Genomic DNA, 20,541 nt, shown 5'->3' on the forward strand with positions numbered 1-20,541 from the left:
TCGTTGTAAATAAATATTATACTCTTCCCATCACCGGGTCGCTGATGCTTTCCTTCCCGGTTTCCACCCTGCCGGCATAACGCTGCGCAAATACATCGCTACCGGTGGCTTTCACGGAAAAATCGTACCAGCCGTGGCTTTTAGCCAGGTCTATTACCAACGTGGCGGTGGTGCGTGCGGCTACTGTTTTCTTCAGTACGCCCTTGTTATATCCCAGGTCGGTGATGGTAAAAGTGGCCGGTTGTGTACCGTGGTTCACCAGTTTAAGTTCCACGTTGCCAGTCAGTTTCTTACTGTTGGTAAGACTCCGCTGATAGCTGCATTGTATTTCCACCTGCGGATCATTGGCTGCGCCGGTGAATTCACGGTAAAAGCCATTGGGGCCGTATACTCTCAGGTGATAGTGCGCGTTTTCAAAAGCCGTCAGTGGCCAGGCATCTTTCAACTGGTCGCCGGCCTTCACGGCATACGACCAGGTTCTTACCGGCTCCATTGTTTGGGTGGTTTCCCGCAGGTATTTGCCGGGTGCATATACATTGAATGGAGCGCCGGCTGCCCGGTTGCCAAACACCTTGCTGGCGGCCTCAAAACTTATTTCAAATGATTGCTTATCCGCTCCCAGTTTTCCTCCAACGTACAATTCATAAGGCAATGCATTGGAAACACGGGTACCTTTCTCCTGCTGTGGCATCCACTCTGCGGCGGCGGGGTTGGCATTGATCTTTGCAATTTCCTCCGCGGTGAGCAGCTTGAATTCATCCGGCAGCTTCTTGAACTTCGCATTGTAGATCGTTTCAATAAACTCGTTCCTTTCCGGGAAGGGCACGGAGATTTTTTCCCCGTTAAAAGGACGGAATACGGAAGTAAGATCACTGCACACCGTACGGCGCCAGGCAGATATGTTCGTTTCTTTGATAGGCTTTCCCGTTTTGTGTTGCAGGAAATGTTCCATCAACTGCAGGATGGAAGTATGGTCGCATACCTGCGAATTTACATAGCCACCGCGGCTCCAGGGCGATGCTATCACCAATGGCACACGGTAACCCAACCCGATAGGGCTTTCCCGGATTTCATCTGCGCTGAGATATTTCTTTGCTTCTTCTTCCTCGCGTGTTACATATTCAATACCGGTATCAATTCCTGCAGATACCTTGCCGGTGCCGGGTTTATGCGGTGCGGTAAACGGAGGTACGTGGTCGAAGTAGCCATCATTCTCATCATAACATAAAATGAAGATGGTCTTTTTCCATACCTCTTCCTGGCGGGTCAGGATATCCAGCACTTCAGATACATACCAGGCGCCATACCACGGCGATCCGGGGTGATCAGAAAACTCGCCCGGCGCCACCAGCCAGGAAATAGTTGGCAGCTTGCCTTCATTTACATCTGTTCTGAACTGATGCAGGATGTCGCCCTTCGGCACCTGTACCGTTCTTTCCGTACCACCATCTTTGTAGGTGAGGGTTTCCAGTTCGTGGTAATCAGGATCGGCAATATTGGTGGTAAATGCTTTATTATGGAGATTTTGTGCGCGTTGCGGCAATTTCGCAAAATTAGCTGCCGTAAATTTTTCTGCGTCTGACTTTGCCCGTTCCAGTTCCGTTTTACGTTGTTCCAGTTGCTTTTGCAGCTTGGTGGTTTCTTCCCCGGAAGTACTGCCCAGTTTTGATTCCAGCGTTTTTATTTCGGCAGGCAGGTCTTTAATTCTGCGTTGCAGGTATTGAATATGCCCGGCAGCAAAGCGAACGTTATAGGCAGCAAACCACTCTATGGGGTTATCGGTAAAGTTGGCCAGCATACCATCTTTTTCTCCTTCCAGGCCCGCAGCGCTGATTTCATTCTGGTAAATTTTCCAGGAAACGCCGTTGTCTTCAAGACGTTCGGGGAAACTGGTCCAATGTGCCTCCCGGCCATAGTCCACATCTTCATTCCATACATTGGCTTTGGAATCGGCTTTCTGTTCATCGCGCAGGGTACCCGTCCAGAGATAAAGCCTGTTGGGTGTTGTACCGGTTAACGAAGAACAGAAATTCTGATCGCATACGGTAAAGGCATCTGCCAGGGAATAATAAAACGGAATATCCTCCCGGTTATAATACCCCAGTGTGAGTGGCATAGGCGCCCAGTCTTTATTACCTGATTTCTTTACCAGCAGCCACTGATCATATTTACCGTTGTTGCGGGCATCTACCTGGTTACCCCATGAATGCGGCAGGCTGCTCATCCAGGTGGCTTTTGTTTCCTTCAGGTTGAGCCGGAAAGGGGCGTACGTTTCATTCTTTGCATTGCTCTGCAGCCATACCAGGTTTTTGTTGGGCAGCTGAATGGCACGTGGATCATTGTAGCCCCGCACTCCGCGGAGCGTTCCATAACAGTGGTCAAAAGAGCGGTTCTCCTGCATCAGCACCACGATGTGCTCTGCATCCAGGAAAGTAGTACCCGGCTTAGGGTCAATAGCCATTGCCCGCTGGATAGACGCCGGCAGGGCGCTAAAAACACCGGCAGCCCCGGATAGCAACGCTGCCTTCTTAATAAAATCTCTTCTGTTATCCATTATTCGTTGAATTTTTCTTGTACACTGTAAAGGGATTACGAAAGATGGAAAATAGTAAAAATCCCTTGCTATATGCCACTTACTATGAAGAATGGTGGTTATTTTATTATTATGGTTCTGACTTAACGGAAATAAAAAAAGGCGCCCGTTTCCACGGAAGCCTTATGTATGTTGAGAAATGGTAAAGCCGGTTTACTGTGCAGAAGGTATCAATACAATTTTCACTCTCACTTTGGTAGCCGGCTTTTGTGATGCAGCGCCGTTCACACCTTTGATATCCACCTCTACTGCCTGATCATCGTGGATAACGAAATAAGATTGATTGTTATACACCTGTGGCAATAATTCAAATGCCTGTGGCACCACTGTTGGAGCGTTGGCATCATATCTGGCCATAGAAACAATCACACCATCCAACTGGTTCACGTTATTCAGCTCCGATACAGGGATGGAATAAAAGTAAACGCCGGTATTGTTATCAAATCCCCAGTCGGCCGGATTTATTTCAAACAAAATCGTCTGGTTAGGGATTACTACTTCGTTAGTTGTTTTGGTGCAACCGGGCAATATAAAACCCAGTAACAGCAGCGGCAGGTAAAACCATGTTTTCATATTGAGTTGCTTTTAACATCATTTTACCAAATACAATGCCATAAACATATAATTCCATGCTAATCCGTAATTTTATGGCATGTTAATGCGATATCCAAAAGCCTTTGAACATATTCCCGATGTACGGTTGCAGCACGCCGGAAAGTCAATAGTGGCGTGGTTCAGGCAATCTGACGAACCCGGCAAAGAACAGGGTTTTCTTACAGAAAACTCCCTGGTATTCATTCTCCGGGGCACCAAACATATGCATTTCCCGGAAGGAGACATGATCGCCCACGCCGGCGACCTCGTATTGCTGAAAAGAGGCGTTTACCTCATGACCGATTTCATTACGGATGGCGCCGATTATCAATCGCTTTTACTGTGCATAGATGATACCCTGCTACGTTCTTTTATCAGTGAAGATGGCGCTCCCGCCCCGGCCACAAACGCAACGCTGCCATTAATCATCTCCTGTAAAAATGATCTGTTACAGGTGCGCAACAGCATCCTGAATTACCTGGAGCATCCCAACACCCACACCACCCGGTTGCTGGAATTAAAAATACACGAGGTACTGCTGCTATTGCTTTGCGGCGAATGCCGGGAAACCGTCCGGGCATTCCTGTCCCATCTTTTCGACAACAGTGCGGAAAATATTTCCCTGATCATCCGCAATAATCTCTTCCAGCCTTTTACCCTCGAAGAATATGCGAAAATGTGCGGGCTAAGTTTGAGCAGCTTCAAAAGGGAATTTGCCCGCCTCTATGATGCGCCTCCCAAAAAATGGATCAATGAAGAACGGCTGAAACATGCACGGGAACTCCTGCTGCATTCCCGCAACAACGTCAATGAAATCGCCTATGAGTGCGGTTTTGAAAATGTATCTTACTTTATAAAACAATACCGGCAACTTTACGGCACCACCCCAAAAAACGCACAACGAACCAAAAATGCTATTTTTTGAACGATTCGTGCTACAGCTCCATCTCCGGCGGATATACCTTTGATGAAAAATAACATCAACTATGAAACGTATATCTGTAATGGCTTTCATCCTGATGGCCGGCCAAACCTTTGCCCAGCAAAAGCTCAATAACTCCGCATTCATGCACGCCCCGGAAAGCGTGGCCACCGACAACAACAACTATTATATCGCAGACATAGGCGAAGGCGGCAACCCCACAAAAAAAGATGGTAACGGCAGCATTTTCCGCATGGACAAAAAAGGCAACGGCAGCATCCTGGCAAAAGGGCTGGATGCGCCCAAAGGCGCGTTCATCCTGCATCACACGCTCTTTGTAGCAGACATCGATAAAGTAAAAGGATACGACATCGTTACCGGCGCACAACTATATAATGTAGATTTTGCACCCGCCACCGCTTTCCTGAATGATATTGCCGCCATCAACGACACTACCCTGGTGGTTTCTGCTACCGATGTAAATAAACTCTTCCTGGTACATCTCAGTAAACATCCACGCATGGAAGAACTGGTATACACCAATCCCATAAAAGGTACCAATGGCGTGGTTTACGACGCCCACACTAAAAAGCTGTATGTATGCGGATTTGGCGGTGATAATAAACCGGATGGACAAATTGGTTATATTGATATGGCTGCAACGGAAAAAGTATTCAAACCACTCACCAGCCGGCCGGGTTATTATGATGGTATTGCACTCACCGCGCATAATACACAACTGATCATTTCCGACTGGGTAGCTTTTGAAAAGAAAGGGATACTGCTAAAACTGGATCTGGCCAGTGGCAAGGTTACCACCCTGAATGAGGAACCGGTTGCCGGCCCTGCTGATTTTACACTGGATGCCGCTGGTGCGGCAATTGTACCCGCTATGCTGGAAGGGAATATATTGAGATACAATATTTCAAAATAAAAATATTTCAGCGGAGGAAGTGCGCTTCCTCCGCTGAAAATAATGATTACAATCTTACCTGTACACCAGCGGTACCGCCAATATATTCGCCGCGAAATTTATTGTTGCTCCTATACTTCGACCAGATATAATGGTTGCTCAGCTCCTCTCCCACACCATGTTCCGTTTGCACAACATTAAACGTAGGACCCGCAAATACTTCTACCCTGCTGCCAAAACGGTAGGCTGGAAATATGCCCAGCGACTGACGGTGATAATAACCTTTTTTGAAATCGGTAAGTATCAGCGACGTGGCTTCTGCATTAATCCTGAAATGTGATAACAGCGGGAAATGCGCACCCATACCCGCCTGCAGGGCATACAGCGGATTAGGATTATCCTTAAAGTTATATCCCACCCCGAGGATACCGTATAGTATTCTTCCACCCGATTTGAAAGACGCGATGGTAGTAGCAGTTTCATCAATGCTCACACTTACCTGCTTTTCGCCGCCTTTCACGATGTTGATCACTCCAATCGGATATTCACTGCTGTCCGCAATGTTAATAAAACCAACCTGCACGCCTTTCACTTTCTTTGCCATATTCAGAAAACCAGCCACCTGTGTGTGCACGTTCTCCGATTTATTCATAAAACCGGCTATCTGTATGCCGGCATCTTTCTTTACAATATTCGTAAACCCGGCCACCTGCGCCTGTGAATTATTTGCGCCCATATTCATAAAACCGGCTACCTGCGTGCCTTTCACATCATGCTGCACCAGGTTGGCGAATCCTGCCATCTGGACACCATGCATGCTTCCGGACAAATTCAGAAAACCCGCCACCATAGCGCCATCGGCGCTGGTTTTCACCTGGTTCATAAAACCTGCTACCGTGGCAGCGTGAAACGTTTTGCCAATATGATTGGAAAAAGCCGCTATTTCTGCGCCGGTAGCGTTGTCTTTAATGATATTGGAAATGCCTGCGATAGCCGCGCCTGTTTCAGCTTTGGACACGCCGGCAATGATATGCAATGAAAAATGATTGGTATAGGCAGCTGCATTTTTTCCGTTGCTGCTCAAAGGGTATACAAAACCAATATGCGCAGGACTGGTAAGCGGCGTTTGCGCATAAGCCGCTGTGACAAAGGATAAAACGGAAACAAAGAAACAAATGATCCGGCTGCTGAAGTAAAATATTCTCATGGTGTGTTAGTTATTTCGTACTGTATAACGACACGTTGAAGAACTTATACCCCTATGCGGAAGAAATGAAATTTAAAAAAGACTGATACCCGCCTGCCATCCCAACCAGGAAGTAACGGAGTTTCCAATGTTAAAAGAAGGATAGTGCCTGCTAAAGTCCACCGACTTATAACCCGGCATAGGCGCTATTTTATCATCGATGTAAATCGCCATCGCCGGCCCCGCAAATAAGGTGATGCGTTTGGATAATTTAACATTGAGAGAAGGTTGCAAACGGAAGATCTGTGTATTACGCTCCCAGCTGCCCAGGAAAATATTCTGCGCGGTAATTTCTGTGGATAACGACAACGTTTTATTAAACGGAATAATTTTACCTACACCATATCCCAGCGACCACGCTTTGTTGTTTTCGCCAAAGCCGGCGCCACCCAGCAGGATGCTGTACAGCTCACTGCGACCTGCTTTCCAGGCAATATTAAAAGGCAGCACATCGGTACTGAATATGGCAACTTTCTTGTAACCTCTCCGCACAATATTGATGATGCCGATACTATATCCGTTCACCGTATCTGCAATATTTACCAGGCCAATCTGTACACCATCCATTTGCCGCGCGTAGTTAAAAATAGCGGCGAGCTGCAAGCCTTTCATCACACCGCGGTTGATATTTCCACCGCCCGCGAGCTGCATACCCTGCGCATCTTTTCCGTTGTAATTGGCAATGCCGCTCAGTTGCAACCCGTCGAGGTTTTTACCATTGTAGTTGAGCGCGCCCGCTACCTGCCAGCCCTGCGTATTGCCACGTGTAACGCCGGCGATGCCCTGTATGGATACGCCTTTAATATTGCCGTACACCTGGCCGATGGCGCCGGTGAGTTGCACTCCTTCCATATTACCTTCTGTAATATTGCTGATACCAGCTACCTGTACGCCTTTCATAGAGTCCAGTACGTTATTGTGAAAACCCGCCAGCTGCACCCCTTTGGTTTTTCCACCCACTATATTCACCATGCCCGCGATCTGTACATGCTGCATATCATTTTTCACGATGTTGAAAACGGTGCCTATTTCCAAGCCATCTACACCTGCGGCGTAGCCGCCGAGCATGTTCACCGAAAATTTATTCACTACCTGTCCGCTCATCCTGCCGTGAGTACCCAGGCCCGGCGTGAGCGACACCTGGTAAGGCTTGTCAGCCAGGAAAGCGCCGATGTTCAAACTGGTTAACTTCTGACGGGAAGATAAAAACATGCCGCCGAACCAGGTTTTTTCCACATGTGGGTGCCCGGTGATATCCACCACTTTCAGCTGATAAGTAGCAGGGGCAATACTTACCGCGATTTCCTGGTCGTAACCGGCAGTGAGTAACAGGGAGGTATCTGCATAGAGGTCCTTATTAACACTGATGGCTGCGGTAGGATATTTATCCTTTAACCGCAGCCTGAAGTAACCGTCGTTGTTTGTTAGGGTAGAAATGAGTTGCTGTCGTTCATACACACTGGCATTGGGTAGCCGTTGACCTGTTTTCCGGTCCGTGACCACCCCGCTGATCAGATAGTATACTTGTCCCGATGATTTTTTTAAAAGGATAATATAGTTCCCCGATTCTTTATATAAAAAATCACCGTTGAATAAAATATCAAGTACCTGTTTTACACTTTTGTTTTTTACAGAGATGCTTACCAGGCTGTCTTGTGGAAGGATGGTACTGAGATACGAGAAATAAAAATTGCCTTGTTTGCTGATGGTGGTGAGCACTTCCGAAAGTGGCCGCTGCTTCACGTCAATGCTAACGGTTTTATTCAGTAGCTGCTGGGCAGCCAGTGGTAATGAAAAACAACAAACAAATATTAATGTCAGCAATTGCTTAGGTAGTAACATACAGTACGAAGGCTATTATTTCAGTATAATTTGTGATCCCTGTTTCTCCACGGCGATCTCATAAGTAAGCCCGATTACTTTTAAAGTACTATCCAGCGAACTGTTGGTAAAGGTAGAATTAATCTGCAGATCGCGTTTAGCATTGTTGGCAATAACGATGTTTACGCCATATGCTTCATTCAGGATCTCCACCAGTTTCCATAAAGGCGTGTTATTGCATACAAACGTTTGGGTGCGGTAGTAGCTGTACAATTCATCTGTATTACTTTGTTTGCTGGGGGCAGCCTGTTGTTCGGTTACCACTGCTTTTTCGTGTTGTTTCAGTTGTACGCTGTTATTGTTTTTTGTTACTTCCACAGCGCCGGTTTCCACAATTACTTCTGTTTTACCGTGTACGCTTTTAACATTGAAAGAAGTACCCAATACAGTTACGGTTACATCGTTCACTTTTATCACGAATGGTTTTCCAGGGTCCTGTGCCACATTAAAAAATGCTTCCCCTTCCAGTTTTACAGAGCGTTGTTTTCTGTTGCCTGCATAGGTGATAGTGGATTGCTTATTCAGCGTTACCTGGGAGCCATCCGGCAAAACGTCCTGTTTGATTTGCTCCCCTGAGCTTACGATCAGCGGGGTGTTGCGGTTTTGCGAGATAAACCAGGCGCCGGCAGCGCCTATCATGACGATGAGTATGGCGGCAATGCGGAGAATAGGTCGCCAGGCAATACCGGTATCCAGTTTTACGATGCGGGTTGTATTTTCGTTGGTGCCTACCCGTTGCTGGAAGCGCGACCATGCGTCATTTTCACTCACGGTGCTTACCGCAGCCAGTTTGCGGCTTTCCTCCCATATCAGGCGGAAGTGTTCAAAGTAGCGTTGATGCTCCTCCTTTTCTGCCAGCCATGCGGTTACAGCTGCTTTTTCGGATGGTGTGGTGATATCCAGCAGATGCTTTACCAGCAGGTCGTCGTTTATATGTGTAGATATTTTTTTCACGGATGCACTTTTACAGGTGGAGCAAAATTAATAACAAGGGCAGAAAATCTACCAGGTTGAGTCGTAATAAGCGCAACGCTTTGCCCATCTGATTTTCCACAGTTTTTATAGAGATATCCAGGCGATCTGCTATTTCCTGGTATTTCAGTTCTTCGAAGCGGCTCAGCTGAAAAACGGTGCGGCACTTTTCAGGTAGTGCCATCAAAGCTTTTTCCAGCTTCTCTTCCAGCTCCCGCAGCATTACTTTTCCGGATGCGTTGCCGGTATCATGGTCATTGCTCATCTGGTATTTGGTATGTGCCTGGTGGGTAGCTTTCACTTTCTGGTGCCGCAGATAATTAATGCACTCGTGATACACCGCCCGGTATAGGTATCCCGAAACAGATTGCTTTATTTTTATATCACCTGATTTTTCCCATAGTTTACAAAAGACATTCTGTACCATCTCTTCCGCCATCACTTCGTCTTTTAATAAGGTACATGCATATGCGTGCAAGCCTTTAAAATGAGTTTTAAAAACCTGTTCAAATGTTAATGAGTTTTCTATTACCGGTGCTGCAGTATTACCCGGATTCATAAATTCCATGCCTAGGGTTTGATATCTAACGTCAAATATAATTCCTTCTGCCAATTGAACTGATTTATTATACGACACCTTTCTAAGTACTTACCCCTACGCGGAGATTGTTTTTTTTCAGGATTAAACACGGAGGTTGTCTTTTTCAGGATTAAACTTATTTGGCTGATTACCCTGATTTTATTCTTATCACATTTATTCTCATGTTTTCACTTAATACAAAGTAATTATTAACATCTAATTACATATAAATAATTAAATAATAAAACAATAAAAAATACAGTTCATAAAATGAAATCAGGGTAATCAGCCAAATAAGTTTAATCCTGAAAAAGACAAAATCCCCGTCACTTTAACATTACTTTATATTCGTGTTAAAGAATATTTCACAACTGGACGATTATTATTGTGAAAATTATCCCGATGAAATATATCTGTACACTTTGCCTGTTACTGTTAGCAAGTACTGTTCTTTTTGCCCAATCCAAAACGGGCTACATCAATTTTCAACAAATGATCAGCATGATGCCGGAAAGTAAACTGGCAGGAGATTCATTAAATATTTTACAGGAGAAGTTGAATGCCGACGGGCAGCAGCTGGTGGCCGAGTACACGAAGAAGGTAACTGAATTTGACAGTACCCAGGGTAAGTTGAGTGAGACTTTGAAAGAAGTGAAAGTATCTGAAATCAAAGCGCTGCAAGCCAATATCCAGAAATATAAAGAGATGTCTGAGCAGGCCATGAATGCCAGGGAACAGCAATTACTGACTCCTATTCTTGATAAAGCAAAAAAGATATTAAAGGCGGTAGCTAACGAAAAGGGCTATACGCTGGTGATTGATAACTCCAGAGACGCGGTGTTGGTATCCGCAGAAGCCGATGACCTGATGTCAGCAGTAAAGGTGAAGATGGGAATCAGGTAAGAGGGCATTTGAATATTTAGTTATTTAGTTATCTGACTGGTCTCAATGTCCGATGAATCTTCCGCCATTCTTATTTTCTGATAATGTGGATGGCCGGCAAATAATTAAATAACTAAATGTCAAATGTAAAATAAAGAGCTATATGTGTAAACCATGCGCCAGCAGCGTTTTCCACTGAGGATTACTGCGAACAAATTCTGCCACTTTTTTGCTGGAAGGCACCATACGGATATTCTGTGCAGAAATTTCCTCCATTACTTTTCCCAGCATCATTGGTAATACACCCTGTTTTTCCAATACCGGCGGCACTTCTGCACCAGTCAGGAAAATACGGCTTCCGTTTCTTTCGTAAATAACTTTAGCCATCTGTCCGGCGATATGCGCCTCAAACTGCCTGGCCTCTTTGTTGTCAATAATTTTAAAATCCTTCATGATCATAATTATTTTTTACATGATGTTTCTAGCGGTAGCATACTAAAGGGAAGTATCTTATGCAAAGGGAAGTTGAAATAAGATAGTACGAATGGTATTAAAATACCCTGAAAAAGCTGATTCCGTCTGCAAATATACTAATAATATAGCAGAAAACCGTGAAACAATAATATGTAAAAATAATTAATACTTAAAGTAGTTGGCAGGTAAGCCTTTAACTGGAAGCTTTACGTGAAACACACTGCCACTAAGGGGATATTCAGCTACCTGTTCAGCTGTCATGTGCTCCCGGGCGGTTGTAATCAGCAGTTCATCCATATCCGGGCCGCCAAAAGCACATGAAGATACATGCGGCGCCGGCACGGCCACTTTTCCCAGCAATTCACCCGTTTCAGGGTTCCAGCAATATACGCCATAACCGCCCCAGTGGGCAACCCACAACATCCCCCCGCTGTCTATCGCCATGCCATCCGGCCATCCCAGTTCCGGCGGAATACGTACGGCTACCCTTGTAAAGGCAATAGCACCACTGGATTCATCATAACTGAACTCCTGCACCGTACGGGTATGCGTATCGTTGTAATACATTTTATCCCCTTTCCACACCAACCCGTTTGAGATGGTTACGCCAGCCAGTTTCAATACAGGCGCCGCAGACCCGCTGATACAATACAGGTTGCCCGTTCCTTCATCCGCCGGCATCTGCATGGTACCGATCCACAGCCGCCCCGCAGGATCACATTTACCATCGTTGCAACGCACGTTGCTGCGTTCTTCCAGCACAGCGATACGTTTGCCCAGTCCGTGCTCCGGTGAAAAAAAGGCAATACCGTCTTTCAACCCCACCAACAGCTCATTCCTGCCCGCCACCGGCACCAGCGTAGTTACATAGTTACCGGTGTCAAACTGTTGCTGATGGCCATTCAGGTTGCGTATATAAATCGTAAAGCCCAGGATATCCACCCAGCACCAGCTGCTTCTTTCGGGCCACCAGCAAGCGCCTTCGCCTAATTCACAAGTTAATGTTGACAATATGGAAGCCTGGTATGTTTTCATGCTCGTGCGGTGGATTTACTGCGAATCATTTCCGTATACCACAATATATAGTTTTGTGCGCTGATATTGTATATTGCAGCGGGTAACGATTGTTAATTCCAACTACTTTAACTCCATCTATGAACATCAAAGTATTTGAAAAACTCCGCGCAGCAGCACTGATAAATGATGCGGAGCTTACGGCAGTAAAAACTGCGGAAGATCAGCAGCTATTCTCCCTCCACTGGGAAATAAAAACACTACTCTACCTCGGCGTACTACTGCTGAGTGGTGGTTTGGGTATCCTGATCTATAAAAATATCGATACTATTGGTCACCAGGTAATCCTTTTGATTATTGGTGTGATCTGCGCCGGTTGCTTTAGTTATTGTATCCGGAAAAAAGCGCCGTTTTCATGGGCAAAAGTAAACTCGCCCAATGCCTTTTTCGATTATGCGTTACTGTTAGGCTGTCTCACGTTCGTTACGTTTGTGGGTTATCTCCAGTTTCAGTACACGGCATTTGGCACTGCGTACGGACTGGCCACTTTTATCCCGCTGGCTGTACTCACCGTGAGCGCGTATTACTTCGATCACCTGGGTGTACTGTCGATGGCTATCACCAACCTCGCCGCCTGGATGGGTATTGCAGTAACGCCTTTCCAGTTATTATCCGCCAATGATTTCGGCAGCGTACAGCTTATTTATACCGGCGTGATACTGGGAGGACTCCTGTTGCTGCTGGCATTTATATCTGCCAGAAAAAATCTGAAAAAACACTTTGCTTTTACCTACCAGAACTTTGGTGCGCATATCATTTTTATTGCCTGTGTAGCCGGCATGTGTGTATATGATGCAGGTTGGTTAGCCTGGTTCGCATTTATGGCGGTTATTGGTTTCTTTATTTTCAAAGAAGCATTCAGGGAACGGTCTTTCTACTTTGTACTGATCACTGTTTTATATGGATATATCGCTTTGAGTATTGCCGTAGTGCGTTTACTTATTACAACAAACGATATCGGCGGCGTATATCTCGGATTGCTATACTTCATCGGTTCTGCCATTGGCGTAATTGTATTATTGATCAGCCTCAACAAAAAAATCAAACATGCTAGCGTATAATTCCCAAACACTCGATAATCTTGAAATACAGGAGGAAGCAGAAAAAGCACTGCGGAAAAACTGTATCACCGTACCCACCTACAAAGCAATTGAAGCGGCACACCCGGTAAATTTCTATACACCCAATCCCGTGATTAAAATCGGATTGTTTATTCTTACGGTTGTTATTATCTCGTTTTCGCTTGGCTTATTGTCGCTCATGGCAATGGATATGCTGCGTAATGAAGATGGATTTGCGGGTCTTTGTATTTTCGCCGGACTGGTATGTTATGGTATCCTGGAAATATTTATCCGCGAGAAGAAGTTATTCCGCGCAGGAGTTGATGATGCCCTGTTATGGGGCGCTATACTGCTCATTTGCAGCAGCATGGTAATTGTAGGTCATATCTCTGCTTCTACTGTCTGTTTGGTGGTTTGTATAGTTACCGTGCTGGCAACTTTGCGCTTTGCAGATATGATGATAGCGGGTGTAGCATACCTGGCTTTCCTGGGTTTTATATTCACAGTGGCTATCAAACTGGGGCCTGTTGCCAAAACCATTGTGCCGTTTCTTATCATGTTTATCTCTATTACCGTATACATTGCGGCAAAAAAAATATCGGCCTATCATAGCAGCAGGCATTATAAACATTGCCTGACGATTGTATCGGTACTGTCGTTACTCACGCTTTACCTGGCGGGTAATTATTTCGTAGTGAGAGAGGTGAGTAATGAGATGTTTGATTTGCAGCTGCAGGATGGACAAAGCATTCCGGGTGCGATATTCTTCTGGATCTATACAGCCGTTATTCCGGTGGTATATCTCTACCTGGGTATCCGGAAAAAAGATGCTGTGCTGCTGCGTACGGGTATGATATTACTGGCTGCCATTGTATTTACCATCCGTTACTATCACAGCGTGCTTCCGTTGGAAACGGCAATGGTAATTGGCGGCCTGGCACTCACCGTAGGCGCCTGGGCACTGATCCGTCACCTGAAAGAACCGAAGCATGGCTTCACTTATGCAGAGCCGGAAGATCCTTCCCTGGCAGACAAATTAAGGCTGGAGTCGCTGATCATTGCGCAAACATATGTACCGGGTACACAGCCTGCCGGTAATGATGTGCAGTTTGGCGGCGGTACCGGTGGCGGTGGCGGAGCAAGCGGAGGATATTAACCAAAGGCGCGGAGGGCTTTCGCTTCCGCGCATAAAAAAAGCCTGACTGAAATGATCAGTCAGGCTTTAGAGCGAAAGACCGGGCTCGAACCGGCCACCCCGACCTTGGCAAGGTCGTGCTCTACCAAATGAGCTACTTTCGCAGATGTATTAAGAACTTTATAAAAAACTGGAGCGAAAGACCGGGCTCGAACCGGCCACCCCGACCTTGGCAAGGTCGTGCTCTACCAAATGAGCTACTTTCGCAGGTATTAAAAACTTTCTTATTTTAAGAACTCTTCCTTTCGAACCGCATTCTTTCGTTTGCTTTGCCCCGTGGCGTTTTCGTTGGGATTGCAAAGATAGGAAACGGACTGAAAACACAAAATTTTTTTTGAAACTTTTTCGAATATTTTTTACGCTGCTGTATACAGCAACTTGCTGGAACACAGCAGGGAAAAGCATTTCAGCAGAAAAATAAGTAACACTTTTTATTTACATTGTGCTCGGTACAGCAGATGCACGGATCACTACCGGTTTCTTTTTCGACTTCTTTCTTTTACCCCACCACACATAAAAACCCGTTACCGGTAACGATGCGCAGATCAGGCTGATGATGAAGGCCAGGATCTTTCCGGGCAGTCCGGCGATAGCGCCCACATGGATATCATAGTTCATGTCTATTAACCGCTCTCCCGCATTTTTATGCGAGTCGTTCCTTCTACCCAGCAACTCACCGCTGTACTGGTCAAACGTAAGATTATCCGAACCATAATAGGTTTCCTCTCCTTTATTTCCGCTGATAGTGTTCACCCCGGTTTCACCAAACGCCGGGGCAATGAATATGCGCTTTGCATCTTTCAGTATAGGCAATGCCTTGCTGTAAGCGATATCCAGCGGATCCTGGCTCAGCTGTGCAGCTGTTTTGGCAGATTCATATTGTTTTACATCAGGAGGAGTAATGCTGCGGGAAGCCACTACATATACCGTGGTCTGAAACCATGTAAATGCCCACACCATACCGGTAAAGGCAATTACCAATGCAATGATCATAGCATAAAAGCCCAGTACATTGTGCAGGTCGTAGTTCACTCTTTTGAAGCCTGCTTTCCATTTTATTTTAAAGCTCTTATCGCGGTTGGCTTTGTTCCATTTCTTTGGCCACCACATGATCAACCCGGTGATCATCAGGACCACAAAAATGAGCGTGCTCCAGCCTACAATGGTTTGCCCGTACTTATCATTCAGCAAAAGACTCCAGTGGATGCCTTTTACAATGGAAAAGAAATTGTACTTATAGTCGATCCTTCCGGTCACCTTTCCGGTGTAAGGGTTCACCAGCACAGATTCATAATATTCCAATGTGCCAAAATAGGTTAGTGCAGTATCGTTGCCTTTATAAGCCATAAACTCCCAGGCCATGTCCGGCCTGGCGTAAGTAGTGATGCTCATCGCCGGTTTATCAGGTCCCAGGGCGGCCTGCGCAGTCTTTTTCAGTTCGCTTACCGGGCGTAAGGGCGTATTTTCCGGGGTAACATATAATATTTTACGATAATAATAATCGTTCACTTCTTTCTGAAAAACAAACAAACAGCCGGTAATGCTGATAATAAGCACAATAATGCCAGCCCCCAGCCCCAGCCAGAGATGCAGCTTATCCACAACTATCCTGAACAGCGACTTATGCTGTTTCTTCTTTAACTTATCCGTCCGTTTAAACATATACTAACACCTACCGGTAGATATCATGCCGGAGATACAAAAGTCGATTCAAATGGTCAGAAAAGCTGATCGGATCGGGAATTTTATTTACGCAAAACGGAAAGGCATAAAAAAAGCCTCCACCGGAAAACCGGTGGAGGCTGGATAATTATGTTTAAGCCGTGGCTTATTTATATTTTGGATTGTACAGCGAGCTTTCCTGCACCTTTACTTCCGGCTTGCCCTTGTATCTATGTGCGTAAAGCCCGTAGCTAACTCCCAGGATGAAGGCTACCATACAAAACAATTGTACGTAAAAAAGCCAGCGGGAACGGGAAACCTTGTCTAAGGTGATGTCGTATTTATTTTCTACTGTATTCTGTTCCATAATCAGTTTATTTCCGGTGCAAACCTACATAATATTTTGAAATTTTCGAATTTTCATAGCTGGTAATTTTGTGAGATAAGAAACTTCCCCCGGAGATTACCGCTGCTTAAATCAATTCAGAAAAATGTTTGTGTCCGAGAAAGTAATAGCGCCAGATCATAATACCGTGAAACACACCACTCATTTTCATCAGCTTCATTTCCGGCAGATCATCTTTCTTCACATAAGTCCTCCGCCAGCGATAATAATCCTTATAGGCACGGTAAATAGCCGCCATATCCTTTGGTTTTCCTGCTACCAGGCTTTTTACGCCCGCGAGTATATCCAGGAAAAAGCGTTGTACCAGCACAATCCAGCGGTCTTCACTATGCAGGTTTTTCCACAGCATCATCAGGTTATTCCTGAAGTTCAGGTACAGCTTGCGGGGATTCCCCTGTGGTAAGCTCCCGCCTCCTACGTGAAACACCCTGGAATCAGGACAGTAACAAATGCGGTAACCCGCTCTTTGCAGCCGCCAGCAGAGGTCCACTTCTTCCATATGCGCAAAAAAATCGCGGTCGAAGCCCCCCACCTGGTGATAACAGGCCGAACGGATAAACAATGCCGCCCCGGTTGCCCAGAAAATGTCCTTTACATCGTCATATTGCCCGTTGTCTTTCTCCGTGGTATACAGGATCCGTCCCCGGCAAAAAGTATAGCCCAGGATATCCATCCAGCCACCGGCTGCCCCTGCATATTCAAATTCGTCGGGGTCTTTGTAAGCCCTCATTTTAGGCTGACAGGCAGCTATCTTCGTATCCTGCTGCATGAGCGCCACTACCGGCTCTATCCAGCCCGGTTCCACCTCTACGTCCTGGTTAAGCAGCACGTAAATGTCGGCCTGCACATGTTGCAGGGCATCATTGTACCCGCCGGCAAACCCATCATTCCGGGGATTCCGGATAATCCGGATCTGCGGGTAATGCGCCGCCACAAAAGCCACACTGTCGTCCGTAGAGGCATTATCGGCCAGCACCAGCTGCAGGTTGCCGTAGGTAGAACGGCAAACAGACGGCAGGAACTTTTCCAGAAAAGATCTCCCATTCCAATTTAAAATAACAACTGCTACTGATGGCAATACGGACAACGGCAATTACGTTTATGCGTGAACAATTATTTTTGAGATGCAAATATGCAACAAAGGATTCTAATATTTGCGAATCATTACAGATTCAGGTAAGTCGAATAAGGCTTAAATTAGAAGTATGTTTAAACAGTATATCGGTTGGAAGTTTGTACTGGCCTCCATAGCAGTGCTCATCATAGGCACTACTATCTGGTTTGTAAGTAATTTATCCCGGAACATTCAGGAGGAAGAAAGAAAAAAAGTTGCTACCTGGGTGGAAGCCAACCGCGAACTCCTGCGGGCAAGTTCCGAAGCCAACCTTAACCTGGCAGTAGACATCGTTACCAACAATACCACCATCCCGCTGATATTAACCGACGAAACCGGTAAGATCCTGGATAGCCGCAACCTCGACTCCATGCGCATTATGCAGGACCCCCACTTCCTGAACAACGAACTGCAGGCATTTAAAAAGCAACATCCGCCGTTTATCATGGAAGTGGATTCCAAACAGAAACTATATAACTACATCTACTACGGCGATTCGCTGATTCTCCGGCAGATCCGCTACTACCCGTACATTCAGCTGATAGTGGTGACCCTTTTCATTGCCATAGTACTCTTTGCCCTGTCCAGCACCAACCGCGCCACCCAAAACCAGGTGTGGGTAGGACTGGCCAAAGAAACAGCCCATCAGCTGGGCACGCCCCTCTCCTCTATGGAAGCCTGGCTGGAAATTCTCCGCGACAATGAAGCCAATGCCACCATCGTAACAGAACTCTCCAAAGATGTAGACCGCCTGAAGCTGATCACCGACCGTTTCTCTAAAATAGGAAGCGTTCCAAAACTGGAAGAGAAAGACATCGTGGCACAAATAGAAAATATGACCAATTACATCCGCAAACGGGCGCCCCAGAAGGTGATACTCACGGTTCACAGCGCGGAAGAAGAGCTGCCTGCCATGTTTTCTCCCCCGCTTTTCGACTGGGTTGTGGAAAACTTATTAAAAAATGCCCTTGATGCGATGGAAGGAAAAGGAAAGATTGATATCACCATAGAAAACCACCCTACTTTTATCACCATCGATGTAGCCGACACCGGTAAAGGCATCCCTAAACTGAGCTTCGAAAAAGTGTTCAAACCCGGATTCAGCACCAAAAAGCGGGGATGGGGCCTGGGCCTGTCACTGGCCAAACGGATCATTGAAGAATACCACCGCGGCCGGCTGTATGTGAAGTCGTCCGAAATAAATAAAGGCACCACTTTCCGGATCCTATTACGGAAATAACAACCCTTTTCAGTAAAATATGAATAAAAAAATTTGCTTATTTTAAAAAAGCCATTATTTTTGCACCCCATTCTACCAGATGCGAAGGTGGCGAAATTGGTAGACGCGCTACTTTGAGGTGGTAGTGCCTGAAAGGGCTTGGGAGTTCGAATCTCCTCCTTCGCACAACTAAAAGGATTAGTTATTACTGTGGCAGCTTTGCGGAGCGTCAATTGAAAAAAGGTAAACAGAAATCAATTGAACATGTCAAAGCAGCACTACACGAATCCTAAAATTCTCGAACCACTGTTCAGATTCTTCTGACAGTGGTTTTTTCATTTCAGCCCCCCACCCCCATCACGTCTTTCTTTTAAGTTCCTTTTTGCATTTTAATAGCCTTACATTACTTACAGTAGGGCATCACAGGCAAAGTGTTGTAATTTGCTGTGAAACCTGCGACTCTGACAGGCTATAAATACTGGCTCCTGATTGTTAATTTTAACCACTTTAGCACCCAGTGCGTCAAAGTTCAAAAACACCAGCGTATGAGTGAGATATTAAAACAGCATCTGATGAACTTTGCGGCGCTTACGCCCAAAGATATCACAGACAGCAGTCCTTATTGGAAAACCCGTAAAATAAAAAAAGGTGATTTTTTTAATATGCAGAATGTGGTCTGCAACGACCTGGGGTTGGTAGTGAAAGGAATTTTCAGGATTTATTACAATGATCCTGTGACCGACGAAGAAAAGAATATTTTCTTCTTTTCTGAAAATCAGTTTATTGTATCATTCAGGAGCTTCATCACCCGTTATCCCTGTGTATACTTCATAGAGGCGTTAGAGGACTCCGAAATTATATATATCACTTACCGTGATTTAAACAATTTGTACGATACACATCCTAACTGGAGCAAATTCGGACGGCTGTTGGCCGAGTTATTTTTTAATTACTCTCAGGCCCGGACAGAAGAGTTCCTGTTCTATTCACATGAAGAGCGTTATGTTAAATTGTTGAAAGAACACCCTAATATCGTGAACCGTATCCCAGCCTACCATATATCCTCTTATCTGGGTATCACCACTCCTTCGTTAAGCCGTATCCGTAAGAGAATTAATCGTTGATTCCGCATTAACATCCATTTTTTGCTGAACAAAGTGAAAAAAGTTATTCCGGATTAACTTAAGTGAATGTTTCCCATTTTTTTTCTCCGAATTTTTGCAGAAAGAAAATAACAATATGGGACTATCAAATTTGGGCATTTTTCATACCATCATTGGTATCATTGCCATTGTAGCAGCATTAATATCGTTTGTAAAGTATGCTAAAATCAATCTTGCTAACACATCCGGGAAAATATATTTTTACGGAACAATCATCACTTCCTTAACAGCATTAGGGCTTTCAAAACAAGGTGGCTTTAACGCCGGACATCTTTTTTCGTTATTGATTTTAATCCTGGTAATAATTGCTTTTTTCCTTTATTACAAGATGGGACAGCATAACAAAGCCCGTTATTTCGAAAACTTTCTGCTGTCGCTCAGTTTTTTTCTGTCTATGGTTCCTACCGTTAACGAAACACTAACCCGGATCCCAATCGGGAACCCTTTGGCCAAAAATAGCGGCGACCCTTTGATAGGGAAAACACTGCTTATATTTTTCGTACTGTTTCTTGCCGGTTCGGCTTACCAATTCATTAAGCAAAAAAGAAGTAATAAAAATTCATCAGGAGAAGTAGCCAGGGGTATATAGC

General features: G+C 45.4%; 19 protein-coding genes and 3 tRNA genes. 9 read left to right on the top strand and 13 right to left on the bottom strand.

Annotated features, from left to right (window positions below):
- Window positions 1-16 precede the first annotated feature (16 nt).
- Together PV783_RS27040 and PV783_RS27045 are read right to left on the bottom strand one after the other, a co-directional pair.
- Window positions 17-2,554: a phosphocholine-specific phospholipase C gene (locus tag PV783_RS27040; RefSeq protein WP_420990322.1), complete on the bottom strand. Its 2,538-nt coding sequence runs from the start codon at window positions 2,552-2,554 to the stop codon at window positions 17-19.
- A 192-nt stretch (window positions 2,555-2,746) separates the two neighbouring features.
- A complete protein-coding gene (locus PV783_RS27045) occupies window positions 2,747-3,166 on the bottom strand; it encodes a hypothetical protein (RefSeq protein WP_079470353.1) in 420 nt (139 codons plus the stop codon).
- Window positions 3,167-3,251: 85 nt separating this feature from the next.
- On the opposite strand from PV783_RS27045, the gene PV783_RS27050 reads away from it, so the two are divergent.
- A complete protein-coding gene (locus tag PV783_RS27050) occupies window positions 3,252-4,112 on the top strand; it encodes a helix-turn-helix domain-containing protein (protein ID WP_420990323.1) in 861 nt (286 codons plus the stop codon).
- A 61-nt stretch (window positions 4,113-4,173) separates the two neighbouring features.
- Window positions 4,174-5,043 (top strand): hypothetical protein, encoded by an 870-nt coding sequence (locus PV783_RS27055; protein WP_420990324.1) that lies wholly within the window; start codon window positions 4,174-4,176, stop codon window positions 5,041-5,043.
- 46 nt (window positions 5,044-5,089) lie between these two features.
- Here the strand turns inward: PV783_RS27055 and PV783_RS27060 are convergent, their stop codons facing one another.
- The 4 genes from PV783_RS27060 to PV783_RS27075 form a co-directional block, all read right to left on the bottom strand.
- Complete coding sequence (locus PV783_RS27060) at window positions 5,090-6,229, bottom strand: hypothetical protein (RefSeq protein WP_420990325.1); 1,140 nt, start codon at window positions 6,227-6,229, stop codon at window positions 5,090-5,092.
- Window positions 6,230-6,301: 72 nt separating this feature from the next.
- Window positions 6,302-8,110 (bottom strand): STN and carboxypeptidase regulatory-like domain-containing protein, encoded by a 1,809-nt coding sequence (locus PV783_RS27065; RefSeq protein WP_420990326.1) that lies wholly within the window; start codon window positions 8,108-8,110, stop codon window positions 6,302-6,304.
- Window positions 8,111-8,125: 15 nt separating this feature from the next.
- Window positions 8,126-9,103 (bottom strand): FecR family protein, encoded by a 978-nt coding sequence (locus tag PV783_RS27070; RefSeq protein ID WP_420990327.1) that lies wholly within the window; start codon window positions 9,101-9,103, stop codon window positions 8,126-8,128.
- Between the two features lie 10 nt (window positions 9,104-9,113).
- Window positions 9,114-9,689, bottom strand: a complete 576-nt coding sequence (locus PV783_RS27075) for an RNA polymerase sigma-70 factor (RefSeq protein WP_111577676.1) — start codon at window positions 9,687-9,689, stop codon at window positions 9,114-9,116.
- Between the two features lie 414 nt (window positions 9,690-10,103).
- Here PV783_RS27075 and PV783_RS27080 point away from each other — a divergent pair, with 414 nt between their 5' ends.
- Window positions 10,104-10,604 (top strand): OmpH family outer membrane protein, encoded by a 501-nt coding sequence (locus PV783_RS27080; protein WP_420990328.1) that lies wholly within the window; start codon window positions 10,104-10,106, stop codon window positions 10,602-10,604.
- A gap of 138 nt (window positions 10,605-10,742) precedes the next feature.
- On the opposite strand, the gene PV783_RS27085 is transcribed toward PV783_RS27080, so the two are convergent.
- Together PV783_RS27085 and PV783_RS27090 are read right to left on the bottom strand one after the other, a co-directional pair.
- Window positions 10,743-11,036: a GNAT family N-acetyltransferase gene (locus PV783_RS27085; RefSeq protein ID WP_159454320.1), complete on the bottom strand. Its 294-nt coding sequence runs from the start codon at window positions 11,034-11,036 to the stop codon at window positions 10,743-10,745.
- 183 nt (window positions 11,037-11,219) lie between these two features.
- Window positions 11,220-12,092, bottom strand: coding sequence for an SMP-30/gluconolactonase/LRE family protein (locus PV783_RS27090; RefSeq protein WP_420990329.1), 873 nt, complete (start codon window positions 12,090-12,092; stop codon window positions 11,220-11,222).
- A 119-nt stretch (window positions 12,093-12,211) separates the two neighbouring features.
- Here PV783_RS27090 and PV783_RS27095 point away from each other — a divergent pair, with 119 nt between their 5' ends.
- The gene (locus PV783_RS27095) at window positions 12,212-13,192 is read left to right on the top strand and encodes a DUF2157 domain-containing protein (RefSeq protein WP_079470362.1); all 981 of its coding nucleotides are present in this window, start codon (window positions 12,212-12,214) and stop codon (window positions 13,190-13,192) included.
- A complete protein-coding gene (locus PV783_RS27100) occupies window positions 13,179-14,348 on the top strand; it encodes a hypothetical protein (protein ID WP_420990330.1) in 1,170 nt (389 codons plus the stop codon). Before PV783_RS27095 ends, PV783_RS27100 begins: the two co-directional genes overlap by 14 nt.
- 70 nt (window positions 14,349-14,418) lie before the next feature.
- Here PV783_RS27100 and PV783_RS27105 read toward each other — a convergent pair.
- From PV783_RS27105 to PV783_RS27125, 5 genes are all read right to left on the bottom strand, one after another.
- Window positions 14,419-14,491 (bottom strand) — tRNA-Gly (locus PV783_RS27105).
- Window positions 14,492-14,518: 27 nt separating this feature from the next.
- Window positions 14,519-14,594, bottom strand: a tRNA-Gly gene (locus PV783_RS27110).
- Window positions 14,595-14,822: 228 nt separating this feature from the next.
- Window positions 14,823-16,049, bottom strand: a complete 1,227-nt coding sequence (locus PV783_RS27115; RefSeq protein ID WP_420990331.1) for a PepSY-associated TM helix domain-containing protein — start codon at window positions 16,047-16,049, stop codon at window positions 14,823-14,825.
- A 166-nt stretch (window positions 16,050-16,215) separates the two neighbouring features.
- The gene (locus PV783_RS27120) at window positions 16,216-16,416 is read right to left on the bottom strand and encodes a hypothetical protein (protein WP_079470365.1); all 201 of its coding nucleotides are present in this window, start codon (window positions 16,414-16,416) and stop codon (window positions 16,216-16,218) included.
- Window positions 16,417-16,522: 106 nt separating this feature from the next.
- Window positions 16,523-17,542, bottom strand: a complete 1,020-nt coding sequence (locus PV783_RS27125) for a glycosyltransferase family 2 protein (RefSeq protein WP_336386797.1) — start codon at window positions 17,540-17,542, stop codon at window positions 16,523-16,525.
- Window positions 17,543-17,660: 118 nt separating this feature from the next.
- On the opposite strand from PV783_RS27125, the gene PV783_RS27130 reads away from it, so the two are divergent.
- From PV783_RS27130 to PV783_RS27145, 4 genes are all read left to right on the top strand, one after another.
- Window positions 17,661-18,809: a sensor histidine kinase gene (locus PV783_RS27130; RefSeq protein WP_079470367.1), complete on the top strand. Its 1,149-nt coding sequence runs from the start codon at window positions 17,661-17,663 to the stop codon at window positions 18,807-18,809.
- An 81-nt stretch (window positions 18,810-18,890) separates the two neighbouring features.
- Window positions 18,891-18,974, top strand: a tRNA-Leu gene (locus tag PV783_RS27135).
- Between the two features lie 359 nt (window positions 18,975-19,333).
- The gene (locus PV783_RS27140) at window positions 19,334-19,912 is read left to right on the top strand and encodes a Crp/Fnr family transcriptional regulator (protein ID WP_079470376.1); all 579 of its coding nucleotides are present in this window, start codon (window positions 19,334-19,336) and stop codon (window positions 19,910-19,912) included.
- Window positions 19,913-20,006: 94 nt separating this feature from the next.
- Complete coding sequence (locus PV783_RS27145) at window positions 20,007-20,540, top strand: hypothetical protein (protein WP_420990332.1); 534 nt, start codon at window positions 20,007-20,009, stop codon at window positions 20,538-20,540.
- The last annotated feature ends 1 nt before the right edge of the window (window position 20,541 follow it).

The sequence above is a fragment of the Chitinophaga sp. CC14 genome (assembly GCF_048957795.1).
Classification (GTDB): domain Bacteria; phylum Bacteroidota; class Bacteroidia; order Chitinophagales; family Chitinophagaceae; genus Chitinophaga; species Chitinophaga ginsengisegetis.

Coding starts and splice junctions, on each gene's coding strand:
- PV783_RS27040 (WP_420990322.1), bottom strand. CDS start 2,554: ATGGATAACAGAAGAGATTTTATTAAGAAGGCAGCGTTGCTATCCGGG.
- PV783_RS27045 (WP_079470353.1), bottom strand. CDS start 3,166: ATGAAAACATGGTTTTACCTGCCGCTGCTGTTACTGGGTTTTATATTG.
- PV783_RS27050 (WP_420990323.1), top strand. CDS start 3,252: ATGCGATATCCAAAAGCCTTTGAACATATTCCCGATGTACGGTTGCAG.
- PV783_RS27055 (WP_420990324.1), top strand. CDS start 4,174: ATGAAACGTATATCTGTAATGGCTTTCATCCTGATGGCCGGCCAAACC.
- PV783_RS27060 (WP_420990325.1), bottom strand. CDS start 6,229: ATGAGAATATTTTACTTCAGCAGCCGGATCATTTGTTTCTTTGTTTCC.
- PV783_RS27065 (WP_420990326.1), bottom strand. CDS start 8,110: ATGTTACTACCTAAGCAATTGCTGACATTAATATTTGTTTGTTGTTTT.
- PV783_RS27075 (WP_111577676.1), bottom strand. CDS start 9,689: ATGGAATTTATGAATCCGGGTAATACTGCAGCACCGGTAATAGAAAAC.
- PV783_RS27080 (WP_420990328.1), top strand. CDS start 10,104: ATGAAATATATCTGTACACTTTGCCTGTTACTGTTAGCAAGTACTGTT.
- PV783_RS27085 (WP_159454320.1), bottom strand. CDS start 11,036: ATGAAGGATTTTAAAATTATTGACAACAAAGAGGCCAGGCAGTTTGAG.
- PV783_RS27090 (WP_420990329.1), bottom strand. CDS start 12,092: ATGAAAACATACCAGGCTTCCATATTGTCAACATTAACTTGTGAATTA.
- PV783_RS27095 (WP_079470362.1), top strand. CDS start 12,212: ATGAACATCAAAGTATTTGAAAAACTCCGCGCAGCAGCACTGATAAAT.
- PV783_RS27100 (WP_420990330.1), top strand. CDS start 13,179: ATGCTAGCGTATAATTCCCAAACACTCGATAATCTTGAAATACAGGAG.
- PV783_RS27115 (WP_420990331.1), bottom strand. CDS start 16,049: ATGTTTAAACGGACGGATAAGTTAAAGAAGAAACAGCATAAGTCGCTG.
- PV783_RS27120 (WP_079470365.1), bottom strand. CDS start 16,416: ATGGAACAGAATACAGTAGAAAATAAATACGACATCACCTTAGACAAG.
- PV783_RS27130 (WP_079470367.1), top strand. CDS start 17,661: ATGTTTAAACAGTATATCGGTTGGAAGTTTGTACTGGCCTCCATAGCA.
- PV783_RS27140 (WP_079470376.1), top strand. CDS start 19,334: ATGAGTGAGATATTAAAACAGCATCTGATGAACTTTGCGGCGCTTACG.